The 18398-nt window shown below is 60.4% G+C and carries 15 protein-coding genes; 13 read left to right on the top strand and 2 right to left on the bottom strand.

All coding sequences use genetic code 11. From position 1 onward, the window contains the following. Positions 1 to 134: 134 nt before the first annotated feature. Positions 135 to 827: a PIG-L deacetylase family protein gene (locus tag VMT30_09000; protein HVQ45066.1), complete on the bottom strand. Its 693-nt coding sequence runs from the start codon at positions 825 to 827 to the stop codon at positions 135 to 137. A gap of 505 nt (positions 828 to 1332) precedes the next feature. Here VMT30_09000 and VMT30_08995 point away from each other — a divergent pair. Further along, positions 1333 to 2676 carry a 3-deoxy-7-phosphoheptulonate synthase class II gene (locus tag VMT30_08995; protein HVQ45065.1) on the top strand — a complete coding sequence of 448 codons (1344 nt, stop codon included), beginning with the start codon at positions 1333 to 1335 and terminating at the stop codon, positions 2674 to 2676. A 183-nt stretch (positions 2677 to 2859) separates the two neighbouring features. On the opposite strand, the gene VMT30_08990 is transcribed toward VMT30_08995, so the two are convergent. Continuing rightward, positions 2860 to 3528: a hypothetical protein gene (locus tag VMT30_08990; GenBank protein ID HVQ45064.1), complete on the bottom strand. Its 669-nt coding sequence runs from the start codon at positions 3526 to 3528 to the stop codon at positions 2860 to 2862. A gap of 335 nt (positions 3529 to 3863) precedes the next feature. On the opposite strand from VMT30_08990, the gene VMT30_08985 reads away from it, so the two are divergent. The 12 genes from VMT30_08985 to VMT30_08930 all read left to right on the top strand — a co-directional run bounded on the left by VMT30_08985 (position 3864) and on the right by VMT30_08930 (position 18243). Continuing rightward, the gene (locus VMT30_08985) at positions 3864 to 4919 is read left to right on the top strand and encodes a rod shape-determining protein (GenBank protein HVQ45063.1); all 1056 of its coding nucleotides are present in this window, start codon (positions 3864 to 3866) and stop codon (positions 4917 to 4919) included. Continuing rightward, entirely contained in the window at positions 4919 to 5716 is a 798-nt protein-coding gene (mreC, locus tag VMT30_08980) for a rod shape-determining protein MreC (protein ID HVQ45062.1), read from the top strand. Before VMT30_08985 ends, mreC begins: the two co-directional genes overlap by 1 nt. Further along, positions 5713 to 6213: a hypothetical protein gene (locus VMT30_08975; GenBank protein ID HVQ45061.1), complete on the top strand. Its 501-nt coding sequence runs from the start codon at positions 5713 to 5715 to the stop codon at positions 6211 to 6213. The genes mreC and VMT30_08975 overlap by 4 nt, the downstream gene beginning before the upstream one ends. Continuing rightward, entirely contained in the window at positions 6214 to 8208 is a 1995-nt protein-coding gene (gene mrdA / locus VMT30_08970; GenBank protein ID HVQ45060.1) for a penicillin-binding protein 2, read from the top strand. 188 nt (positions 8209 to 8396) lie between these two features. Beyond that, a complete protein-coding gene (gene greA, locus VMT30_08965) occupies positions 8397 to 8864 on the top strand; it encodes a transcription elongation factor GreA (protein ID HVQ45059.1) in 468 nt (155 codons plus the stop codon). Then, entirely contained in the window at positions 8864 to 10396 is a 1533-nt protein-coding gene (lysS, locus tag VMT30_08960) for a lysine--tRNA ligase (GenBank protein HVQ45058.1), read from the top strand. Before greA ends, lysS begins: the two co-directional genes overlap by 1 nt. A gap of 60 nt (positions 10397 to 10456) precedes the next feature. Next, positions 10457 to 11764, top strand: coding sequence for a serine--tRNA ligase (gene serS, locus VMT30_08955; protein ID HVQ45057.1), 1308 nt, complete (start codon positions 10457 to 10459; stop codon positions 11762 to 11764). Next, the gene (gene raiA, locus VMT30_08950; GenBank protein ID HVQ45056.1) at positions 11761 to 12168 is read left to right on the top strand and encodes a ribosome-associated translation inhibitor RaiA; all 408 of its coding nucleotides are present in this window, start codon (positions 11761 to 11763) and stop codon (positions 12166 to 12168) included. Before serS ends, raiA begins: the two co-directional genes overlap by 4 nt. 83 nt (positions 12169 to 12251) lie before the next feature. Continuing rightward, positions 12252 to 14843, top strand: a complete 2592-nt coding sequence (gene secA / locus VMT30_08945; protein HVQ45055.1) for a preprotein translocase subunit SecA — start codon at positions 12252 to 12254, stop codon at positions 14841 to 14843. Continuing rightward, entirely contained in the window at positions 14840 to 16132 is a 1293-nt protein-coding gene (gene murD, locus VMT30_08940) for a UDP-N-acetylmuramoyl-L-alanine--D-glutamate ligase (GenBank protein ID HVQ45054.1), read from the top strand. The genes secA and murD overlap by 4 nt, the downstream gene beginning before the upstream one ends. Next, positions 16129 to 16947: an SDR family NAD(P)-dependent oxidoreductase gene (locus VMT30_08935; protein ID HVQ45053.1), complete on the top strand. Its 819-nt coding sequence runs from the start codon at positions 16129 to 16131 to the stop codon at positions 16945 to 16947. Before murD ends, VMT30_08935 begins: the two co-directional genes overlap by 4 nt. Before the next feature lie 30 nt (positions 16948 to 16977). Further along, positions 16978 to 18243: an insulinase family protein gene (locus VMT30_08930; protein ID HVQ45052.1), complete on the top strand. Its 1266-nt coding sequence runs from the start codon at positions 16978 to 16980 to the stop codon at positions 18241 to 18243. Positions 18244 to 18398: the final 155 nt, after the last annotated feature.

The following is an 18398-nucleotide window of genomic DNA, read 5'->3' as shown; positions in this document are numbered from 1 at the left end:
AGTGATGCGGCTGAGGTCATAGCGAAAGGGTATCAGCGCGGTGGGGGTTTGTCAAAACATGGGCGGGAGCCGAGGGCGGAGAGAGTTAATTCTCTCCGCCCTCGGTGCATCAGTCTCCCTGGCCGGTGGCCGGTCTAGATTTTGACCTCGATGACGCGGAAGAGCTCGGCGTACTCCATGCCGTGCTGGTGGCCGATGGCGGTCGACCAGCGTCGCACCCAGGCTTCGACGCCGGTATCTTGCTGACTGGCGTGGGCGCGGATCGCCGCGATTTTGGCTTCCTGTTGGTCCGAAACGTCGCTGACGAAGTTGGCTTCGGGGCCGAGTGTCATGAGCACGAGCCGGGGTACGGTATGCGGCTGGAGGCCCTTCTCGGCCAAGAGCTCGGGGAAGCTGGGGCGATTGCGGGCATAGAGGCCGACGGCGGCGTGCGCGGCCCAGGCGGCGGCGAGGTGGTCGGGGTGGCCCAGGTAGCCATACTCGTCGGAGTCGATGAACTTGGGGTCCCAGGCGACGACGGTGTCGGGGGCGAGGCGGCGAATATCGCGGACGATTTCGCGCCGGACGTCGAGTGAGTCGGCGAGGGCGCCGTCTTCGAAGTCGGAGAAAAACACATCCTTGACGCCCAGGAGGGCGGCGGCTTGGCGCTGCTCGTCTTGGCGCTGCTGCGCTGCCCCGCCGCGACTGCCGTCGGTGAGCACGCGCAGATAGATTTCGGCGCCGGCTTCGGCCCAGCGTGCGAGTGTACCGCCGGCAAAGCAGTCCGTGTCGTCGGCGTGCGGGACTACTGCCAGGACAATTTGAGGCGTGAATGCGAGTTTTTTCATAGACCGGCCTTTCGGAATGTGAAGCTGCGGGAGACTGATGCGGTCCAGATCGTTACGATCTGGAGACTGAGCTTGCCGCAAGCTTCAGAGCGCAACCCCGGGCGCACGAAAAAACCGCCGGAGGCGGAGGGGAGGGTGCGGCGAGGGGTTGTTGGCACTGTTAATTCCATCTCGCGCGCTAGAAACAACAACAAGTGGTGGAATTGAACGTCATGGGCTTAGCCTAGCATGATGGGAGCGGTGTGGTCAAAATTGGGTTACGAGTTGACTTTTGGGCGGCTGACCGCCAAACTATCGGTTAAATATGAAATTGCTTTCGCCCAACTTCTATGCCTGGTATTTTTTTACGGATAACCTTCCCCGAGGCTAGATTTTAAGCGAGTAAACCCTTAAGACCTGCCCCCGGGGCAGGTTTTTTCTTTGCCCCGCAGTACCTTGAACGACTATATTCTCATTACTCGCCAAACCGACCATGTTCCAAGGAGGAACTTCGGTGACCAGTACCATGACCGATATCAGACAGGACTGGCGCGGCCGACCGGCTGCTCAGCGACCGAGCTGGCCCGATCTGGTGCGCTTGGGGTGGGTGCAGGCGGATTTGGCCGACCGGCTGCCGCTGGTTTCGGGGCTCGAGCAGCTAACATTGCTCGACCGACTCGGCGAAGTTTGCCGCGGCGAGCGCTTCCTGCTTCAGGGCGGCGACTGCGCGGAGATTTTCGGGGCGTCAGAGGCATCGAAGCGGGGCCTACTGCGGCTGCTTCTCCAGATGAATGTCGTCATGATGTTCGGCGGGGGACTGCCGGTGACGCGGGTGGGGCGTATTGCCGGGCAATACGGCAAACCGCGTAGCGACGTGACGGAAACGCGCGGCAGCGTTACGCTGCCCTCGTTTCGGGGTGTCAACGTTAACGGACCGGAGTTCACGGTCGAGGCGCGGACGCCCGATCCGGAGCGACTGCTCCAGGCGTACAACGACTCGCTGGCGACGCTCAATCTCATCCGTACGCTGACGGTGGGCGGGTTCGCCAGCCTTCGCCAACTTCATCGCTGGAATGCTGCGTTCGTGCAGGACAGTCCGGCGGGTCAGCGCTACGAACAAATGGCTCGGGAAATCGACCGCGCGTTGGCTTTCATGGCCGCTTGCGGGACGAATCCGGACAAAGATGCGCGACTCATCGAGGCAGCGTTCTATGTGGGGCACGAAGGGTTGGTGCTCGACGCCGAGGCGCCGTTCTTGCGGCGGGATTCGGACACCGGCCAGGTGCACGACTTGTCGGCGCATTTTCACTGGATCGGTGAGCGGACGCGTCAGCTCGATGGCGCTCACGTAGCCTTCTATGCCCAGACCACGGGTCCGATTGGCTTGAAGGTCGGTCCGACCATGACGGAGCATGAACTGCTCGCGCTGTGTGAGGTCCTCAACCCCGACAATATCGAAGGAAGGTTGACGCTCATCGTCCGCATGGGTGCGGACAAGATACTCCAGGTGCTGCCGGCGCTGGTGCGCGCGGTTGCGCGGGCCGGCCGTAAGGTGGTGTGGGTCAGCGACCCCATGCATGGCAACGGCGAGAAGGTCCAGGGGATCAAGACGCGTCGGTTCGAGCGGATCATCCTGGAGGTGCGGCAATTCTTCGCGGTGTGTGGTGCCGAGGGCGCTTGGCCGGGTGGCGTACATGTAGAGATGACGCCCGAAAACGTCACCGAATGCCTCGGTGGAGGCGACCCCATCCTGCCGGATCATCTCGGGCGGCGCTACGAAACGCTGTGCGATCCCCGGCTCAATGCTTCGCAGGCCCTGGAGCTGGCGTTTCTGGTGGCGGAGCTGCTGCAGGCGAGTCGCTTGCGGTAGGTCGACAAGACGGTTTCAACGGTGGGGCGGGCAGGAATGCCGCCTGCCCCACCGAGCGGTTTGGAGTTATACTCCAGGCCGCGTTTTCGTTTTTGAGGGATGATGATCTAAAACGCGATACGGCCGGCAGGCCCTCCGAAGAGGGGCCTGCCGGCCGTGGGCTGGGACGCTGTGGTGAGCGCCTCAGGGGGTGGAACCGATCCAGTGCGGGGAGAACACGATGCTCACGCACTCGCCGGCGCCTTCGGGCACGTCCACCACGTAGCGCCCATGAGGCAGGTCGTCGCCGTAGGGGTGGGCGTCGTACCGGCGCAGCTTGAAGCTGTGGCGTACACTGCGCTCGACCGGCTCGGAGTAATGATCCCGATATTGGTCGAACTGGATCGTGAGCGTCGCGTTTTCCGCGTCGTGGAGCACCAGCTCCGGCTCGGCGGTGAGCCGGCCGAGCACCTTGCGGTGGGCCTGGCTGCGGTAGCCATTGCGGCTATACCGCAGCTCAACCTCGAAACCGTCGTACCCGGTGAGGGTGCGGTAGTGAACGAGGTTCTCCAGCCAGGTGCGCTTGGGGCGGATGCCCCAGACCTGCGCCTTGAGCCCCTTGGGGCTCTCGGTGAGGCGCATGATGATGCGCGTGGGTTCGCGCATGCGCTTGTACCAGCTGGGTGGTTCGGTGCTGGGCCGGTTGGTGAAGATCGGCTCCTCCGGCGTGCCCTCCACCTCGCGCTGGGCGCTGAGGTGGAAGAAGACGCGCTGGCGGCCGACGCACGCGAACCCGAAGTTCTTCTCGGGGTCGTAGTGGTCGATGTAGCCCTCCATGATGTCGGACTGCGCGGTGGTGCGGTCGTTGCTCATCGAAGCCTCCTTCGTCCCTTCCACGTATCGGGACGCTCGTTGGTACGGGGTTGTCACCCGTACGCTCGAGAGAGACGACGATGTCGTACTCTGATGATGCACGGGTGTAAAGCTTTAGGGCCGGAGCCCTAGGCTAATCGAACCGTGCCGGACATCCATAGCATGCCGAGCCCTCCTCTCGTAGTGCGATAGATGATTGATATTATAGCATAAATTGTATTTTTGTCAAAATTGGGACTCGGGAAGATTGTTTATGGACCGGCAAAGCTAGCGTCCGCGGGTTGCCCGCGTCAGATAGCAACTGTAGACTGGTAAGAGATGAAAGTGCCCCAACGATGATTAATCGCCTCCTGGGTTTGCTGTCGCATGATATCGGTATCGATCTCGGCACGGCCAATACGCTCGTGTATGTGCGCGGGAAGGGGATCGTGATCAATGAGCCGAGCGTGGTGGCGGTGAATGTGAAGACCAAGCAGGTGCTGGCGATTGGCGATGAGGCCAAAAAAATGGTGGGCAAGACGCCGGCGAGCATTGTGGCGACGCGGCCGTTGGTGGACGGGGTGGTGAGCGACTTTGAGGTGACGGAGCAAATGCTCAAATATTTCATTAATAAGGTGCATAAAGAAACGTACGCGATTTTTCCGCGGCCGCGGGTGGTGGTGGGGATTCCGAGTGGGGTGACCGAGGTGGAGAAGCGGGCGGTGGAAGATGCGGCTACGAATGCGGGGGCGCGGCAGACGTTTTTGATCGAGGAGCCGATGGCGGCGGCGATTGGGAGTCGGCTGCCGATTCAGGATGCGGCCGGGAGCATGATTGTGGACATCGGCGGGGGCACGACAGAGGTGGCAATTATTTCATTAGGGGGAATTGTGGCTTCGCGAAGTCTTAGAATTGCTGGTGATGAACTCAGTGACGATATTATTCAGTACGCCCGGGAGCAGTTTAGCCTGCAGATTGGTGAGCGCACGGCCGAAAATATTAAGATTGCGATCGGCTCGGCGGGGGAGGTGGACGGGCTGGGGCCCATGCCGATGCGGGGGCGTGATCTGGTGACGGGACTACCCAAAGAGATCATGGTGACACCCGAGCAGGTGCGGGCGGCGCTGAGCCGTAGCGTGCGCGAGATTGTGGAGGCGGTGAAGATTACGATCGAGGAGACGCCGCCGGAGCTGGTGGCCGACATCATGGACCGAGGAATTATTTTGGCCGGCGGCGGCGCGTTGCTCAAGGGGCTCGATACTACGCTGCAGCGCGAGACCAAGATGCCCGTGCACGTGGCGGAGGATCCGCTCACCGCCGTGGCGCGGGGGACGGGCCTGGTGCTCGAAGACATCGATGCGCTCAAAGAAGTGCTGGTGCCGACGCAATACGGTAAGATTCCGCGGTCGTAATGAACAGATCGAGGGCAAACCGGCGAATAATTATCGTGGCGGGGTTGGGCGCGCTGCTCGTGATTGGCGGTGTAACCGACCGGATTGGGCCGCTGCGATGGGTGTTTGACCACACGATTGCGCCGGTGGCGCGGGGCTTTAGCGCGGCGGGTGCGACGGCGAGTGAGGCTGTGGCCAATCTGTCGCGCGTGAGCTCGCTGGCGCGCGACAATACGCGGCTGGAGCACGAAAACGCTGATTTGCGCAAGCGGTTGGCGGACGACGCCGAGACGCGGAGTGATAACGAACTGCTGCGTAAGCAGTTGGGCTTGGAGGTGGCGGGCGCGCCTCGTCAGGCGGCGGCCGAAGTGGTGCTGTTTGCGCCTGATTCGTACCGTCAGTTTGTGACGATCAACAAGGGCGCGCAGGCGGGGGTGGCGGTGGGCATGGCGGTGACTTCGCAGGGGGTGCTCATCGGGACCATTGCGGATGTGCAGGCCACTACTGCGCGGATCATGCTCGTGACCGATCCGGAATTTAAGCTGGCGGCCAAAGATCAGGATACCAGCGCCACGGGGATTTTGCGTGGTCAACTGGGGAACGGCTTGGTGCTCGACGAGATTGGCCAGACGGATACTATCAAGCCGGGTGATAGCGTGACCACCGCCGGGCTGGGCGGGCAAATTCCGCCAGGGATTTTGATTGGCAAGGTGCAGTCGATAAATACGCGGTCGAATGTGGTATTTCAGTCGGCGGCGGTGGAAACGGAGTTTCGGGTGACTGGTTTGCGCTTTGTGTACGTGGTGCTTGGCCTATGAGGCGGCTGTGGGCGATTGGCTTGGTGGGGCTGGCGGTGGTGTTGCAGCTAAGTATCTTGCCGGCTTTGCGGCCGCTCGGAGTGGTGCCGAATCTGGCTCTGGTGGGGCTGACATTGGTGGCGCTGCAGGTAGTGACGAGCGAGGCGCTGGCGTTGGCAGTGTTGGGCGGGGTGATTCTGGATTTAGCGAGTGGGGCAAATTTTGGCTTATGGACGGGAATATTTATGCTGGTGGCGCTGGCGAGCGGCATGTTGCATCGGGCAGGTATTGAGCTGGAGCAGGTGCCGGTAGCGCTGGTGATGGTGGGTATGGGAACGATACTGATTGCGCTCGTGATTTGGATCGGCTTGGCGCGGGGAACGGGGCATTGGTCGCTCGGGACCTGGGGCGGCCGATTGGTGGTGGAGCTTGTGATAAACTTGACCTTAACGATACTGCTGCGCCCGGTGGTGCGAATGCTGGTGGGCGGTGAGCGGCAGGCTGAGTCGGGGGGCTAGGTGCGCAAGTCGATATTTGGTTTTTTGGAGGGGGGAGCGGGACGCGAAGGTTTGCGTCTGAGCCGCAACATTTCGCGCCACGAGGAGTGGAGCGAGGCGATTTTGCCGGCCGATGTGCAGATGGAAGCTCCCGAGGGGGCTACCAGCCGACGGCCGCTGATGGTGTTTGGACTGGTGGGGCTGGTGGCGATTGCGATCTTGGGTTTGCGGCTGTTTAGCCTCCAGGTGTTGGCCGGCAATGCTAACCTGGCGCTGGCCAATGGCAACCGGATTCGTGAGCGGGTGGCGCGGGCGCCGCGCGGCATGATCTACGATCGGGCGGGTGTGGTGCTGGCGCGCAATCAGGCCAGCTACGATGTGACGGTGGTGCCGCAGCTGCTGCCGGATGACGCAGCGGCTCGCCAGGCGGAGTACGCACGCATAGGCGCGATGATTGGCATGAGTGCCGCCGACGTACAGGCCAAGACTGAGGCGGTGTGCAAGAATCACGACCCGGCGTGTATGCGCAGTCCGGTGGCGGAGCTTGTGAGCAGCGGCGTGCCCCGCGACGCGGCTTTGCTCGTGGAGCAATCCTCAACCACCTTGCCGGGGTTTGCGCTCGATGTGAACCCGATCCGCGAGTATAGCGACGACAATCTGCTATCGGTGTTTTTGGGCTATACCGGCCGGGTAAATAGCGATGAGGTGGTGGCAGATCCCGGCTATGGCCCCACCGACCTGATCGGTAAGCTCGGGCTCGAGAAGCGCTACGAGGGTCAGCTGCGCGGTACGAACGGCGGTGAGCGCACCGAAGTAGACGCGCTCGGTCGCCCGATCCGGGTGCTGGCTAGTCGTGAGGCGGTGCCTGGTAATAATTTGGTGCTGTCGGTCGACATGGCGCTGGAGCGCAAATTTGCGGAGGCGATCGGCAAGCAAATGACGCTAGCGGGCGCGAAGCGGGCGTCGGGGGTGGCTATTAATCCCAAGACGGGCGAGGTGCTGGCGGCGGTGTCGCTGCCGAGTTATGACAATAATCTCTTTAGCCGCGGTATTTCGGTGGCTGATTATGACAAGCTCAAAAACGATCCGGCGCAACCATTGTTTAACAAGGTAGTGTCGGGAGCCTATGCATCAGGCTCGATTATTAAGCCGCTGGGGGCTTCGGCGGCGTTGCAAGAGGGCATTATAACGCCTAACACGACGGTGGACGATACGGGGCAGCTCGATGTGGTGAACCCGTATGACAAAACCATCCATTACATCTATAAAGGTTGGGAGCATACGGGGCTGGGGGTCATGAATTTGTTTTCGGCGATCGCGATGTCTTCGGATATTTATTTTTATACGATTGCGGGTGGGTTTACCAATTTTACTCATTATCTGGGAGTCGACAAGCTGACGCATTATTACCAGCTCTTTGGGCTGGGAGCGCAGACGGGGGTGGATATTCCGGGGGAAACGGCCGGTCGCGTGCCGACGCCGGATTGGAAGAAAAAATTCTCGGGGCTGCCGTGGTACACGGGTGACACCTACAACATCGCGGTGGGCCAGGGTGATATTTTGACGTCGCCGTTGCAAATGGCGTCGGCGGTGGCGGCGATTGCGAACGGGGGATCGTTGCTCGTGCCGCATTTTGTGAGTGAGATCAAGGATGGGGCGGGCAAGACGGTGAGTACGGTGAAGCCCGAAGTGATTCGCAAAGATTTCATTTCGGCGCAAAATTTAAATTTGGTGCGGCAGGGGATGCGGCAGACGGTGACCAAGGGTACGGCTTGCTGTTTTATGGACCGCGATGTGCCAGTGGCGGTGGCGGGCAAGACGGGTTCGGCCGAAACAGACCCGACCAATAACGTGCCGCCGCACTCGTGGTTTGAGGCGTTTGCGCCCTATGACGATCCCCAGATTGTGACGGTGGTGCTGCTGGAAAAATCGGGAGAGGGAGCCGAATACGCCGTTCCGGCTACGCGTGAAACGCTGCAATGGTACTTTACCCAGGGAGCAGGAGCGAAACACTAGCGGTTATCCACACCGTGGGCCGACTTCGGACTTGACGATGGCCGGGGCTTGAGCGAACATAGGGTAACAAAATAAACGAATTCTCATAAGAACTAAATCTTATCGTAGTAGACCATGGAGCTCGGGGCTGACCCCGGGGATTTTTTTCACTTTTTGTGAGCTGCTAGCGACGAGAAGGAGTGGATATTATGACTGCAACGAAAAACGAATTTTATTTGACCGCGCAAGGTCTCCAGGCGCTCAAGGATGAGCTCCTGCAGCTGACGACGGCCAAGCGCGGCGAGATTGCGGACCGACTCAAAGAGGCCAAGGCTGACGGCGATTTGAGCGAAAACGCGATGTACGATGCGGCTCGTGACGAACAGAGTTTCGTAGAGGGTCGGATTGCCGAAATTGAGCACATCTTGAAGCACGCGGTGGTGATCGCCAACAAAGGCAACGCTTCGGTGTCGCTGGGTTCGAAGGTGCATGTGGAGCTGGAAGAGGGTGAGCAGGAGTATGTGATTGTGGGCTCCACTGAGGCCAACCCCGACAAGGGTTACATCTCGGATCAGTCGCCGATCGGCAAGGCACTGCTGGGCCGCAAATCGGGGGACGAAGTATCAGTGGAGGTTCCCTCGGGCACGATTGTGTACCGGATCAAGAAGATTTCCTAATGCCGGAAGCTGCTGCTCAAGATTGGCTCGACCAACTGGTCGAGAAGGTGACTCAGGCGCATCCCGAAGGCATGCTGGTGGTGTCGAGCGGACACTCGCCGTCGGGGACGTATCATGTGGGTACGTTGCGTGAGGTGATGACGGCCAATGCCATCACCTGGGCGCTGCGGCGAGCGGGTCGTCAGGCGCGGCATTTGGACTTCGTGGATGATTTTGACGCGTTTCGCAAGGTGCCGCAATTTGTGCCGGAAGAATGGAAGCGGTACGTGGGGCAGCCGGTGGCGGTGGTGCCGGATCCGTTTGATTGCCATGAGAGCTACGCGGCGCATTTTGTGAGCCAGCTCCACGACGGGTTGATGGCGCTCGGCGCGATGCCGGACGAGACAGTGTACGGGCACGATACCTACCCGCATGGTTTGTTTGCGCATGAGATCGTCAAGGCGCTCGATGAGATGGATAGTGTGCGGCAGATTTTGGTCGATGTTGGTGGGCGCCAGCTTGATGAGCACTGGGCGCCGGTGCAAATTTTGGACGACGATAATAGCTTGCGGACGCGCAAATTTGCGGGTTGGAACAGCGCCACCCATGAGGTGACGTGGCGTGATCGTGAAGGCAATACGGGTACAGTGGCGGTTGGCGGCGGCCGGGTGAAGCTGGACTGGCGGCTTGATTGGCCGGCGCGGTGGGCGAAGTGGGGGGTGAATGTGGAGCCGTTTGGGCGTGATCATGCCACCAAGGGTGGTTCGTATGATACGGGGGCGGTGCTGGTAGAGAAGATTTTTGGCGGCGAGGCGCCGTATCCGGTGCCCTATGAGTTTATTAATCCGTTGGGTGACACGAAGAAAATGAGCAAATCGGTGGGTAATGTGTTGACGCCCCAGGATGCGCTCGATGTGATGCCGCCGGAGATTTTGCGTTATTTTGTGATTTCGGCGCGGCCGTCGCGGACGCTCACGTTTGATTCGGGCTTGGGGCTGTATAGCCTCATTGATGATTATTCCAAGGCGCAGTCTGAGGCGCCGACGACCGCGATGGCCTATGCTCATGCGGCGGGGGGCGAGGCGGGAATCTCGCAGGTGCCGTTTAGCCATTTGGTGGCGGTGTACCAGGCGGCGCGCGAGGATGCGGCGACGGTGCGCGAAATTTTGGAGCGCACGGGGTACGCGGTGGCCGAGCAATGGTCGGTGATCGAGCGGGAGCTGGGGTTTGTGAAAACCTGGCTGGCTAAATACGCTCCCGAGAGCGTGAAGTTTGCGGTGCAGACCGAGCTGCCGACGGTAGAGCTCGGTGACGAACAGCGGAAATTTTTGCAGCACCTGGCGGGTACGATTGAGGCAGAGGACGATCTGAATGGCCAGGGTATGCACGATGCGGTGTATGCGGCGGCCGAGGTGGCCGGGATCAAGCCGGGGCAGGCCTTCGTGACGCTGTATCGGGTGCTGCTGGGCAAGGATTCGGGTCCGAAGGCAGGGTGGTTTTTGGCCTCGCTAGATCGGGATTTTTTGCTGCGGCGGCTGCGGCTGCAGGGCTAAGTGCTCACGTTTGTGGCGCGTGGCCGGCGGACGTATAATTAGCCTACAACTGGAGGCCACATGATAGATATTCGGGTGCTGCGGGAGCAGCCAGAGGTCGTGAAAGCAGCTGCCAAACACAAGAACGCTGCGATCTCGTCGGCGGATATCGACCGGATTTTGGAGCTTGATACTCGGCGGCGGGAGTTGACCACGCAGACGGAGCAACAGCGTCAAGAACGCAATGAGCTTTCGGGCGGGCTTAAAAAGGGCAAACCGACCGCGGAGCAGATTGAGGCTGGCAAGAAGCTCAAGGCGGCTCTGGCTAAGCTCGAAGGCGAATTTGTGAAGGTTGACGCCGAGTATCTGGCGTTACTTAAGCAGGTGCCCAATCTGCCGGCGGCGGATGTGCCAGTGGGCAAAACCGAAGACGAAAATGTGGTCGCGAAGACGGTGGGGGAGCCGACGCAGTTTGCCTTTGAGCCCAAGAATCACTGGCAGATCGGTGAAGCCAAGGGTTGGATCGACAAGGAGCGGGCGGCCAAAGTGGCAGGTTCGCGGTTTGCCTACCTCAAGGGTGATTTGGTGCGGTTGCATCTGGCGTTGATTAATTTTGCACTCGATGTTTTGACCGATGAGGCGGTGCTTGAGCGCATTGCGGCCGATGCGGGGCTGGCGGGCAAGGTGAGTACCAAGCCGTTTGTGCCGGTGCTGCCGCCGCTCATGATTCGCACTGAGCCGTACGAGGCCATGGACCGGCTGGAGCCGCGCGATGACCGCTACAAGATTGAGGGTGAAGAATTGTGGCTGCAGGGCAGTGCGGAGCATGTGTTGGGCTCGATGCATGCCGGCGAGATTTTGCCAGAGGCCGATTTGCCCGTACGCTACGCCGGGTATGCGACGAGTTTTCGCAAGGAGGCGGGGACGTACGGCAAGGATATGGAGGGCATTTTGCGCATGCACCAGTTTGACAAGTTGGAGCTTGAGAGCATCACGACGGCCGAAACGTCGCTTGATGAGCACTTGTTTATGATTGCAATCCAGGAGTATTTGGTGAGTCAGTTGGAGCTGCCGTATCAGGTAATTATGAAATGTACGGCTGACATCGGGAAGCCCAACGCGAGGGGGGTGGATATTGATACGTGGTTGCCGGGTCAGGGTAAATACCGCGAAACCCACACGGCGGATTATATGACCGATTATCAGACGCGGCGGTTGCAGCTGCGGGTGCGACGGACCGGCGGTGCAGTGGAGCTGGCTCATTCGAATGACGCCACGGCGTTGTCGATGCGGCCGCTTATTGCGATCATTGAGAACTATCAGCAGGAGGATGGTAGCGTGAAGGTACCGAAGGCCTTGGTGAAGTATTACGGGAGGGAGTTCCTATGATGAAGTGCGAACTGACTGGACGAAATTTTGAGGTGGACGACAAAATGCGGGCCTACATCGATGATAAAATCGGCGGTCTCGAGAAATATTTGCCGCGGCAGGTCCGTGAGACGGCGAGTTGCGCGGTGATACTCGAGGATGATCCGAGCGGTCGCGAGGACAACCGGTATGTGTGCGAGGCCGTGCTGAGCGTGCGAGGGGTCCAATTGGTGAGCCGCGAGGGCACGGTAAATGTGTACGCGGCGGTGGACATCGTAGAAGCTAAGCTGCGCGCACAACTGGCGAAATACAAAGACAAGCACACCTTGGAGCCGCGTCGCGCCCGCATGGTGCCCAAGTGGCTGGGCCGGCGGTCGGCGCCGGCGGTGGACGAGACGGAGGCCCCTGAGCCGGACACGGCTTAAGGCGGCGGGGCTTCTCGCGTCGCGGCGTATCTGATGGTAAACTAGCGGGAGCGGGCCGCTCAAACGGCCTTTGTTATTGAACTATGGCTTATAAACTGATTACGAAATTGCTGGGTGACCCCAACGTTCGCGAAGTGAAGCGAGCGCGGGTCTTGGTGGAGCGCGTAAATGCCGAAGAAGAGGGCTTAAAGAAGCTCTCGGATGAGCAACTGCGCGCCAAGACGACCGAATTTAAGGAGCGCCTGGCCGGTGGTGAGTCGCTTGATGGCTTGCTGCCCGAGGCGTTTGCGGTGGTGCGCGAAGCGGCTAGCCGGGTGGTGGGCATGCGCCATTTTGACGTTCAATTTGTGGGTGGAATTGTCCTTCACAAAGGCAAAATCGCCGAGATGCGGACGGGTGAAGGCAAGACGTTGGTGGCTACGGCGCCGACGTATTTGAACGCATTGACCGGCAAGGGTGTACATGTGGTGACCGTCAACGATTATTTGGCGAGTTTGCACGGCGGCTGGATGGGCCAAGTGTATCTGGCGCTGGGCATGACCACTGGCATTATCGTGCACGATACGGCGTATGTGTACGATCCCGAGTACAGCTCCGATGAGCACGGCGACGAGCGCTTGAACCATCTGCGGCCGGTGTCGCGCGGGGAGGCGTATGCGGCCGACATCACCTACGGCACCAATAATGAGTTTGGGTTTGATTACTTGCGCGACAACATGGTGGATGACCTGGCCAAAATGGTGCAGCGGCCGCTGCATTACGCGATCGTAGACGAGGTAGACTCGATTTTGATTGATGAGGCACGCACGCCGTTAATTATTTCGGCGCCGGCTAATGAGGCTACCGACAAATACTATGAATTTGCGCGTTTGGCGGCGACGCTGACGCCCGAAAAAGACTATACGGTCGACGAAAAACTCAAGGCGGTGTCGCTGACCGATGAAGGCGTGGAGGCGATCGAGCGGGCGCTGGGGGTGGACAATGTGTACGAAGCTGGTCGGATCGATGACGTGCATCACGTGGAACAATCAGTGCGGGCGCGGGCGCTGTACTTTCGCGACCGGGATTATGTGGTGCGCGATGGTGAAATTATTATTGTGGACGAGTTTACGGGGCGGCTGATGCCGGGACGGCGGTGGAGCGACGGATTGCACCAGGCGGTGGAGGCTAAAGAGAAGGTGCAGATTCAGCAAGAATCGCTGACGCTGGCGACGGTGACGTTCCAAAATTACTTCCGGCTGTACGAAAAGCTTTCGGGCATGACGGGCACGGCGGCGACCGAGGCGGAGGAGTTTGGCAAGATTTATGCGCTCGATGTGGTCACGGTTCCGACGCACCGGCCGATGGTGCGGCGCGATTTGCCCGACCGGATTTATAAAACTGAGGATGGCAAGTTTCGGTCGGTGGCCAAAGAGGTGGCGGCGATGCACGCCAAGGGCCAACCGGTACTCATTGGTACGGTATCGATTGCCAAGAATGAGCTGCTCGGGCGGTATTTGACGGATTTGGGCGTGCCGCATCAGATTTTGAACGCCAAGAACAATGAGGCCGAGGCGGCGATCGTGGCGGCGGCGGGGCGGCGGGGAGCGGTGACGCTAGCGACCAACATCGCGGGGCGCGGCACCGACATTATGCTGGAGCCGGGTGTGGATAAGCTGGGCGGGCTGCACGTGCTCGGCACCGAGCGGCATGAGAGCCGGCGCATCGACAACCAGCTGCGCGGGCGCGGCGGGCGACAGGGTGATCCGGGATCGAGCCAATTTTATGTGTCGCTCGAAGACGACCTGATGCGCATTTTTGGCTCGGAGCGGATTGCGGGCGTGATGGATACGCTGGGCCTCGATGATGAAACGCCGATCGAGAATAAATTGGTGAGTCGGAGTTTGGAAAGTGCGCAGAAAAAGGTGGAGGGTCACAACTTCGACACGCGCAAGCAACTCGTGGAATACGATGACGTGATGAACAAGCACCGCGAAGCGGTCTACTCGCGGCGGCGCAAGGCCTTGGCGGCGGAGACGCTGCGCGACGACATGCTCGAGATGATGCGGACGGAAGTGGCGGCGATGCTGCGGGCGCACACCAATAGCCGCACGAACGAGATCGACCATACGGCGTTGCGCGAGGCGGTGGCGAGCATTTTGCCGGTGAGTGCCGAGCTGGCCGAGAGCCTGGAGCGGGCGCACGAGACCGAGGTTACGGATTTGGTGCTTGAGGAGGCCGTGAAGATGTATGACGCTCGCACCGAGCAATTTACGCCGTCGGTGATGCGCATGGTGGAGCGATTTACGTACATTAATGCGCTCGATCGGCTCTGGATCGAGCATCTGGAGGCTATGGATAGCCTGCGGTCGGGAATCGGGTTGCGGGCCGTGGGTCAGCGCGATCCACTGGTGGAGTACAAGCGCGAAGGTTTCCGCATGTTTAAGCAATTTATGGCGCTGCTTGATGCGGAGATTGCCACCACGATCTTTAAGGTGAGCGTGACAGCGCAAGCCGCCGAGGCGCCGGTGGAAACGGCGCTCACTCGAGCAGCCGAGCAGGCTTCAACGAATGTGGAGATGGACGGGATTTCGCCGCCATCAGATGGGCGCTCTCGGCAGGAGCGGCGAACGCGGCCGGTAACGGCAGCCTCGGCTACGAAATCGACCAACAAAAAACGCAAGAAGCGGCGATGAGCATGAGGGTAGCTGTGCTAGGCGGCGGGGTTGAGGGCCAGTCGGCGGTGCGCTACTGGCTGGCGAAGTCGGCGCAAGTGACCTTGCGGGATCGGTCGGCCAACGCGTCGGTGCCAGCTGGGGTGGCGACCGTCTTGGGCCCGGATTATCTGAAAGGGTTGAACGACTACGACTTGGTAGTGCGGTCGCCGGGTATCAAGCCACGTGACATCAAGACTAAGGCGCCGGTGACCTCGGGGGTGCGGGAATTTTTTGATAAGTGTCCGGCGCGGATCATAGGTGTGACCGGCACCAAGGGTAAGGGGACGACTTCCACGCTAATAGCGCGCATTCTGGAAGCGGCGGGTAAGCGGGTATGGCTGGGGGGTAATATCGGTGTGTCGCCGTTGGATTTTTTGGCCAAGGTGAAGGCAAGCGATGTGGTGGTGCTAGAGCTATCGAGTTTTCAGCTGATGGATCTGGATGTGAGCCCGCACATTGCAGTGTGCTTGATGGTGGCGCCGGAGCATTTGGATTGGCACCGCGATGTACGCGAATACGTGGCAGCCAAGGGCAATTTGTTTTGGCATCAGCAGGCGGGTGACGTGGCGATTTACAACGCCAAGAATGATTTTTCGACCCAGATTGCGCAGCTTTCGCCGGGTCGCAAGGTGCCGTACCTGGAAGCTCCAGGGGCGGTGGTGAGCGGTGGGCGCATTATGCTGGGGGCCGAGGTGGTGTGCGCCACGACCGAGGTGGGTCTCGTGGGGCCGCATAATCTCGAGAATATTTGTGCGGCAGTTACCGCGGCGCAGGAAGTGGTGGGGGATGACTTGGGGCCGGCGCGGCGGGCGGTGCGCGAATTCAAGGGTTTGGAGCATCGTCTGGAGCTGGTAGGGGAGATCGACCAGGTGCGGTATTATGATGATTCTTTCTCGACGACTCCGGAGACTGCTGTAGCAGCGGTAGCGTCGTTTGATGAGCCCAAGGTACTGATACTGGGTGGCTCAGATAAGCGGTCGCGGTACGAGGAGTTGGGTGAAGTGGTGACGCGCAGTAATGTGCGGGCGGTGCTGCTCATCGGCGCCATGGCGGGGCGAATTCGCGAGGCGCTGGAGGCGGCGGGGTACCGCGACGCGCGGGCCGGTGGCGGCTCCATGGCCGAGATTGTGGCGGCGGCGCGGGCAGTGGCTCAGCCGGGCGACGTGGTGCTGCTGTCGCCGGCCTGTGCGTCATTTGACATGTTCCGCGACTATAAAGACCGGGGTGAACAATTTAAGGCGATGGTGCATCAGGAGCTAGGGGAGTGACCAAGGCGGCCAAGCCCGTGGCTATCATCACCGGCGTATCGGGGGGCATCGGACTCGCCACGGCGGCGTTGATGGCGGCGCGGGGGTGGATCGTGGTGGGGACAGTGCGCGGGCGAATGCAGCCGGCGGCGCTGCGCGGTCACCAGGTGGATTTGCAGGTGGCAGATATGCTCAACGCGCGTGATTTGGAGCGAGTGGTACAGAAGACGTGGCGCACCTACGGGCGGATCGACGCGCTGGTGTGTAATGCTGGGTACGGCTTGATTGGTCCGATCGACACGCTGGAATATGCTCAGATGGACGAACAGCTGAGAGTGAATACTCTGGCTCCGGCTGAGCTTATTCGGCATGCGGCGCCCTTGATGCGCCGGCAGGGATCGGGGGTGATCGTGGGTGTGTCGAGTCTGGTGGGGCGCAACGGGTTGGCTGGGTATTCGCTCTACTCGGCCTCGAAATTTGGCCTGGAGGGGCTGCTGGAGTCGCTGGCCATGGAGTTGGCGGTGAGTAAGGTGCGTGTGAAACTGGTGGAGCCGAGCAGCGTCAATACCGGTTTTTGGCGCGGACTTCAGCGGGGGAGTGGCCGCAAATGGGTCAATGGCGAGCTGGGCCCCCGGACCGAGGCGAGCCTGAGCGGCGAGTCGGACCAGGGGTTGTCGGCCGACAAGGTGGCGGCGGGGATTGTGCGGGCGGTGGAGGATCGCAGCGGTCGTCTGCGCTACCCGCTGGGGCAGACGGCGGCGCTGGCGCTGGCGCGGCGGTTGCTGCCAGAGCGCTGGTTTGGGCGGCTATTGCGCCGCGTGGTGACGGGTAATTAGCAAACATTTGGGGAAGCTATGATACATCGAGTGTTTGAACGACGACTGGCGAGCGGCCCGCAAGGGCTCATCGTGGACGTGCCGGGGAGTGCGGTGGTGAATTTGCGCGTGACGTTTCACTCGGGATTTGAATTTAGCGACCCCGAGGCGTATGAGGTGCCGCATATTTTGGAGCATTTGCTGGCAACGGTGACGCGGCGTCACTCGGAGCAGAATGCGTTTATCGTAGCGGCGCAGAAAAACGGTGCTTATATGAATGCTTCCACGAGCGCTGAAACCAACGAATATATTTACGAATTTGCGGCATTTGAACTGAATCGTATCTTGGATTTGCTGGAAGAGCAGTTGTGCGAGCCGTTGTTTTCGCCGGCCGCTTTCGAGGCGGAGCGCAGCAACGTGCGCGAGGAGCTGACGCGCAATACTACGCAGCACATGTCGGTGTGTAGCATTCGGTTGGCAGCGCAGGCGGCGCCGAGATTGTGGCGTGATTATGAGCAACGGATTGGGCAGCTCGATGGAATTACGCTTGATGCGCTCGAGGCTCATCATGGCCGCACGCATACGGCGCGAAATGCGCGGTTTTACGTGGCGGGGCATTTTCCGGATGGAGGCGAGGTGGTCGTGGCGCGGCTGGAGGCGATGTTTGAGCGCCTGCCGCGGGGCCGGCGCCTGGCTTTGCGTCACGTGGTGGGCAAGGGGGCGGCTGCGCCGGTGGTGACGCATCGTGATATTGATCAGCTGTATTACCGCAGCGGGATTTATTTTGGTGAGCTGGGTGAACATGAGCGCTCGACTCTGTCGCTGCTGCGGATGCTGCTCGTGGGTGGCATGGGCTCGCGGGTACTCGGGGAGGCGCGGCGGCGGGGTTTGGCCTACGGGGTGGGAGCGGTGGGGTATAGTGAGCCGGGGAACAGCCAATTTGGCTTCAACGGGTACGTGACGCCCGATCACGCGGAGGCATTGTTTGAGGCAATGGCGCGCCATATGGGCGAGTTGGCCGCGGGCAAGACCACCCAAGCTGAGCTGGTGGCGGCGAAGGATTTGCTCATTGGCACCATCACGCGTTCGACGCAAACGGCGGCTGACATTTTGCAGTGGTACATGGATTGGTATGACGACGAGGAAGTGGTGCGTGACTTCGATACCGGCTTGGCAAAATTGCGCGAAGTGGACGTGGACGACATCACGGCGCTGAGTCGCTTGATCATGGGGGCAAAGAATCGAGGCGTGAGTTTGTTGGGTAGGGTGAGCCAAAAACAGGCCCAAACCTATGCTGCTATCTTGAATCTGCAATAAGCATAAGCGGTAAATCTGACCCACCCTCACTTCCCCAGCCCTCCCGTAATCATATCCGTCGGCGGACCGTAGGCCTCCCGCATCAGGGCCTCAAAGAATTGCTTGTAATGAGAGAGCTGTTTCTTGGGGTGTCTCGGGTATTTAATCTGTTCCCA

This window comes from Candidatus Saccharimonadia bacterium, from assembly GCA_035544015.1.
Lineage (GTDB): Bacteria > Patescibacteriota > Saccharimonadia > UBA4664 > UBA4664 > UBA5169.
This window is presented reverse-complemented; position numbering and strand designations above follow the sequence as displayed.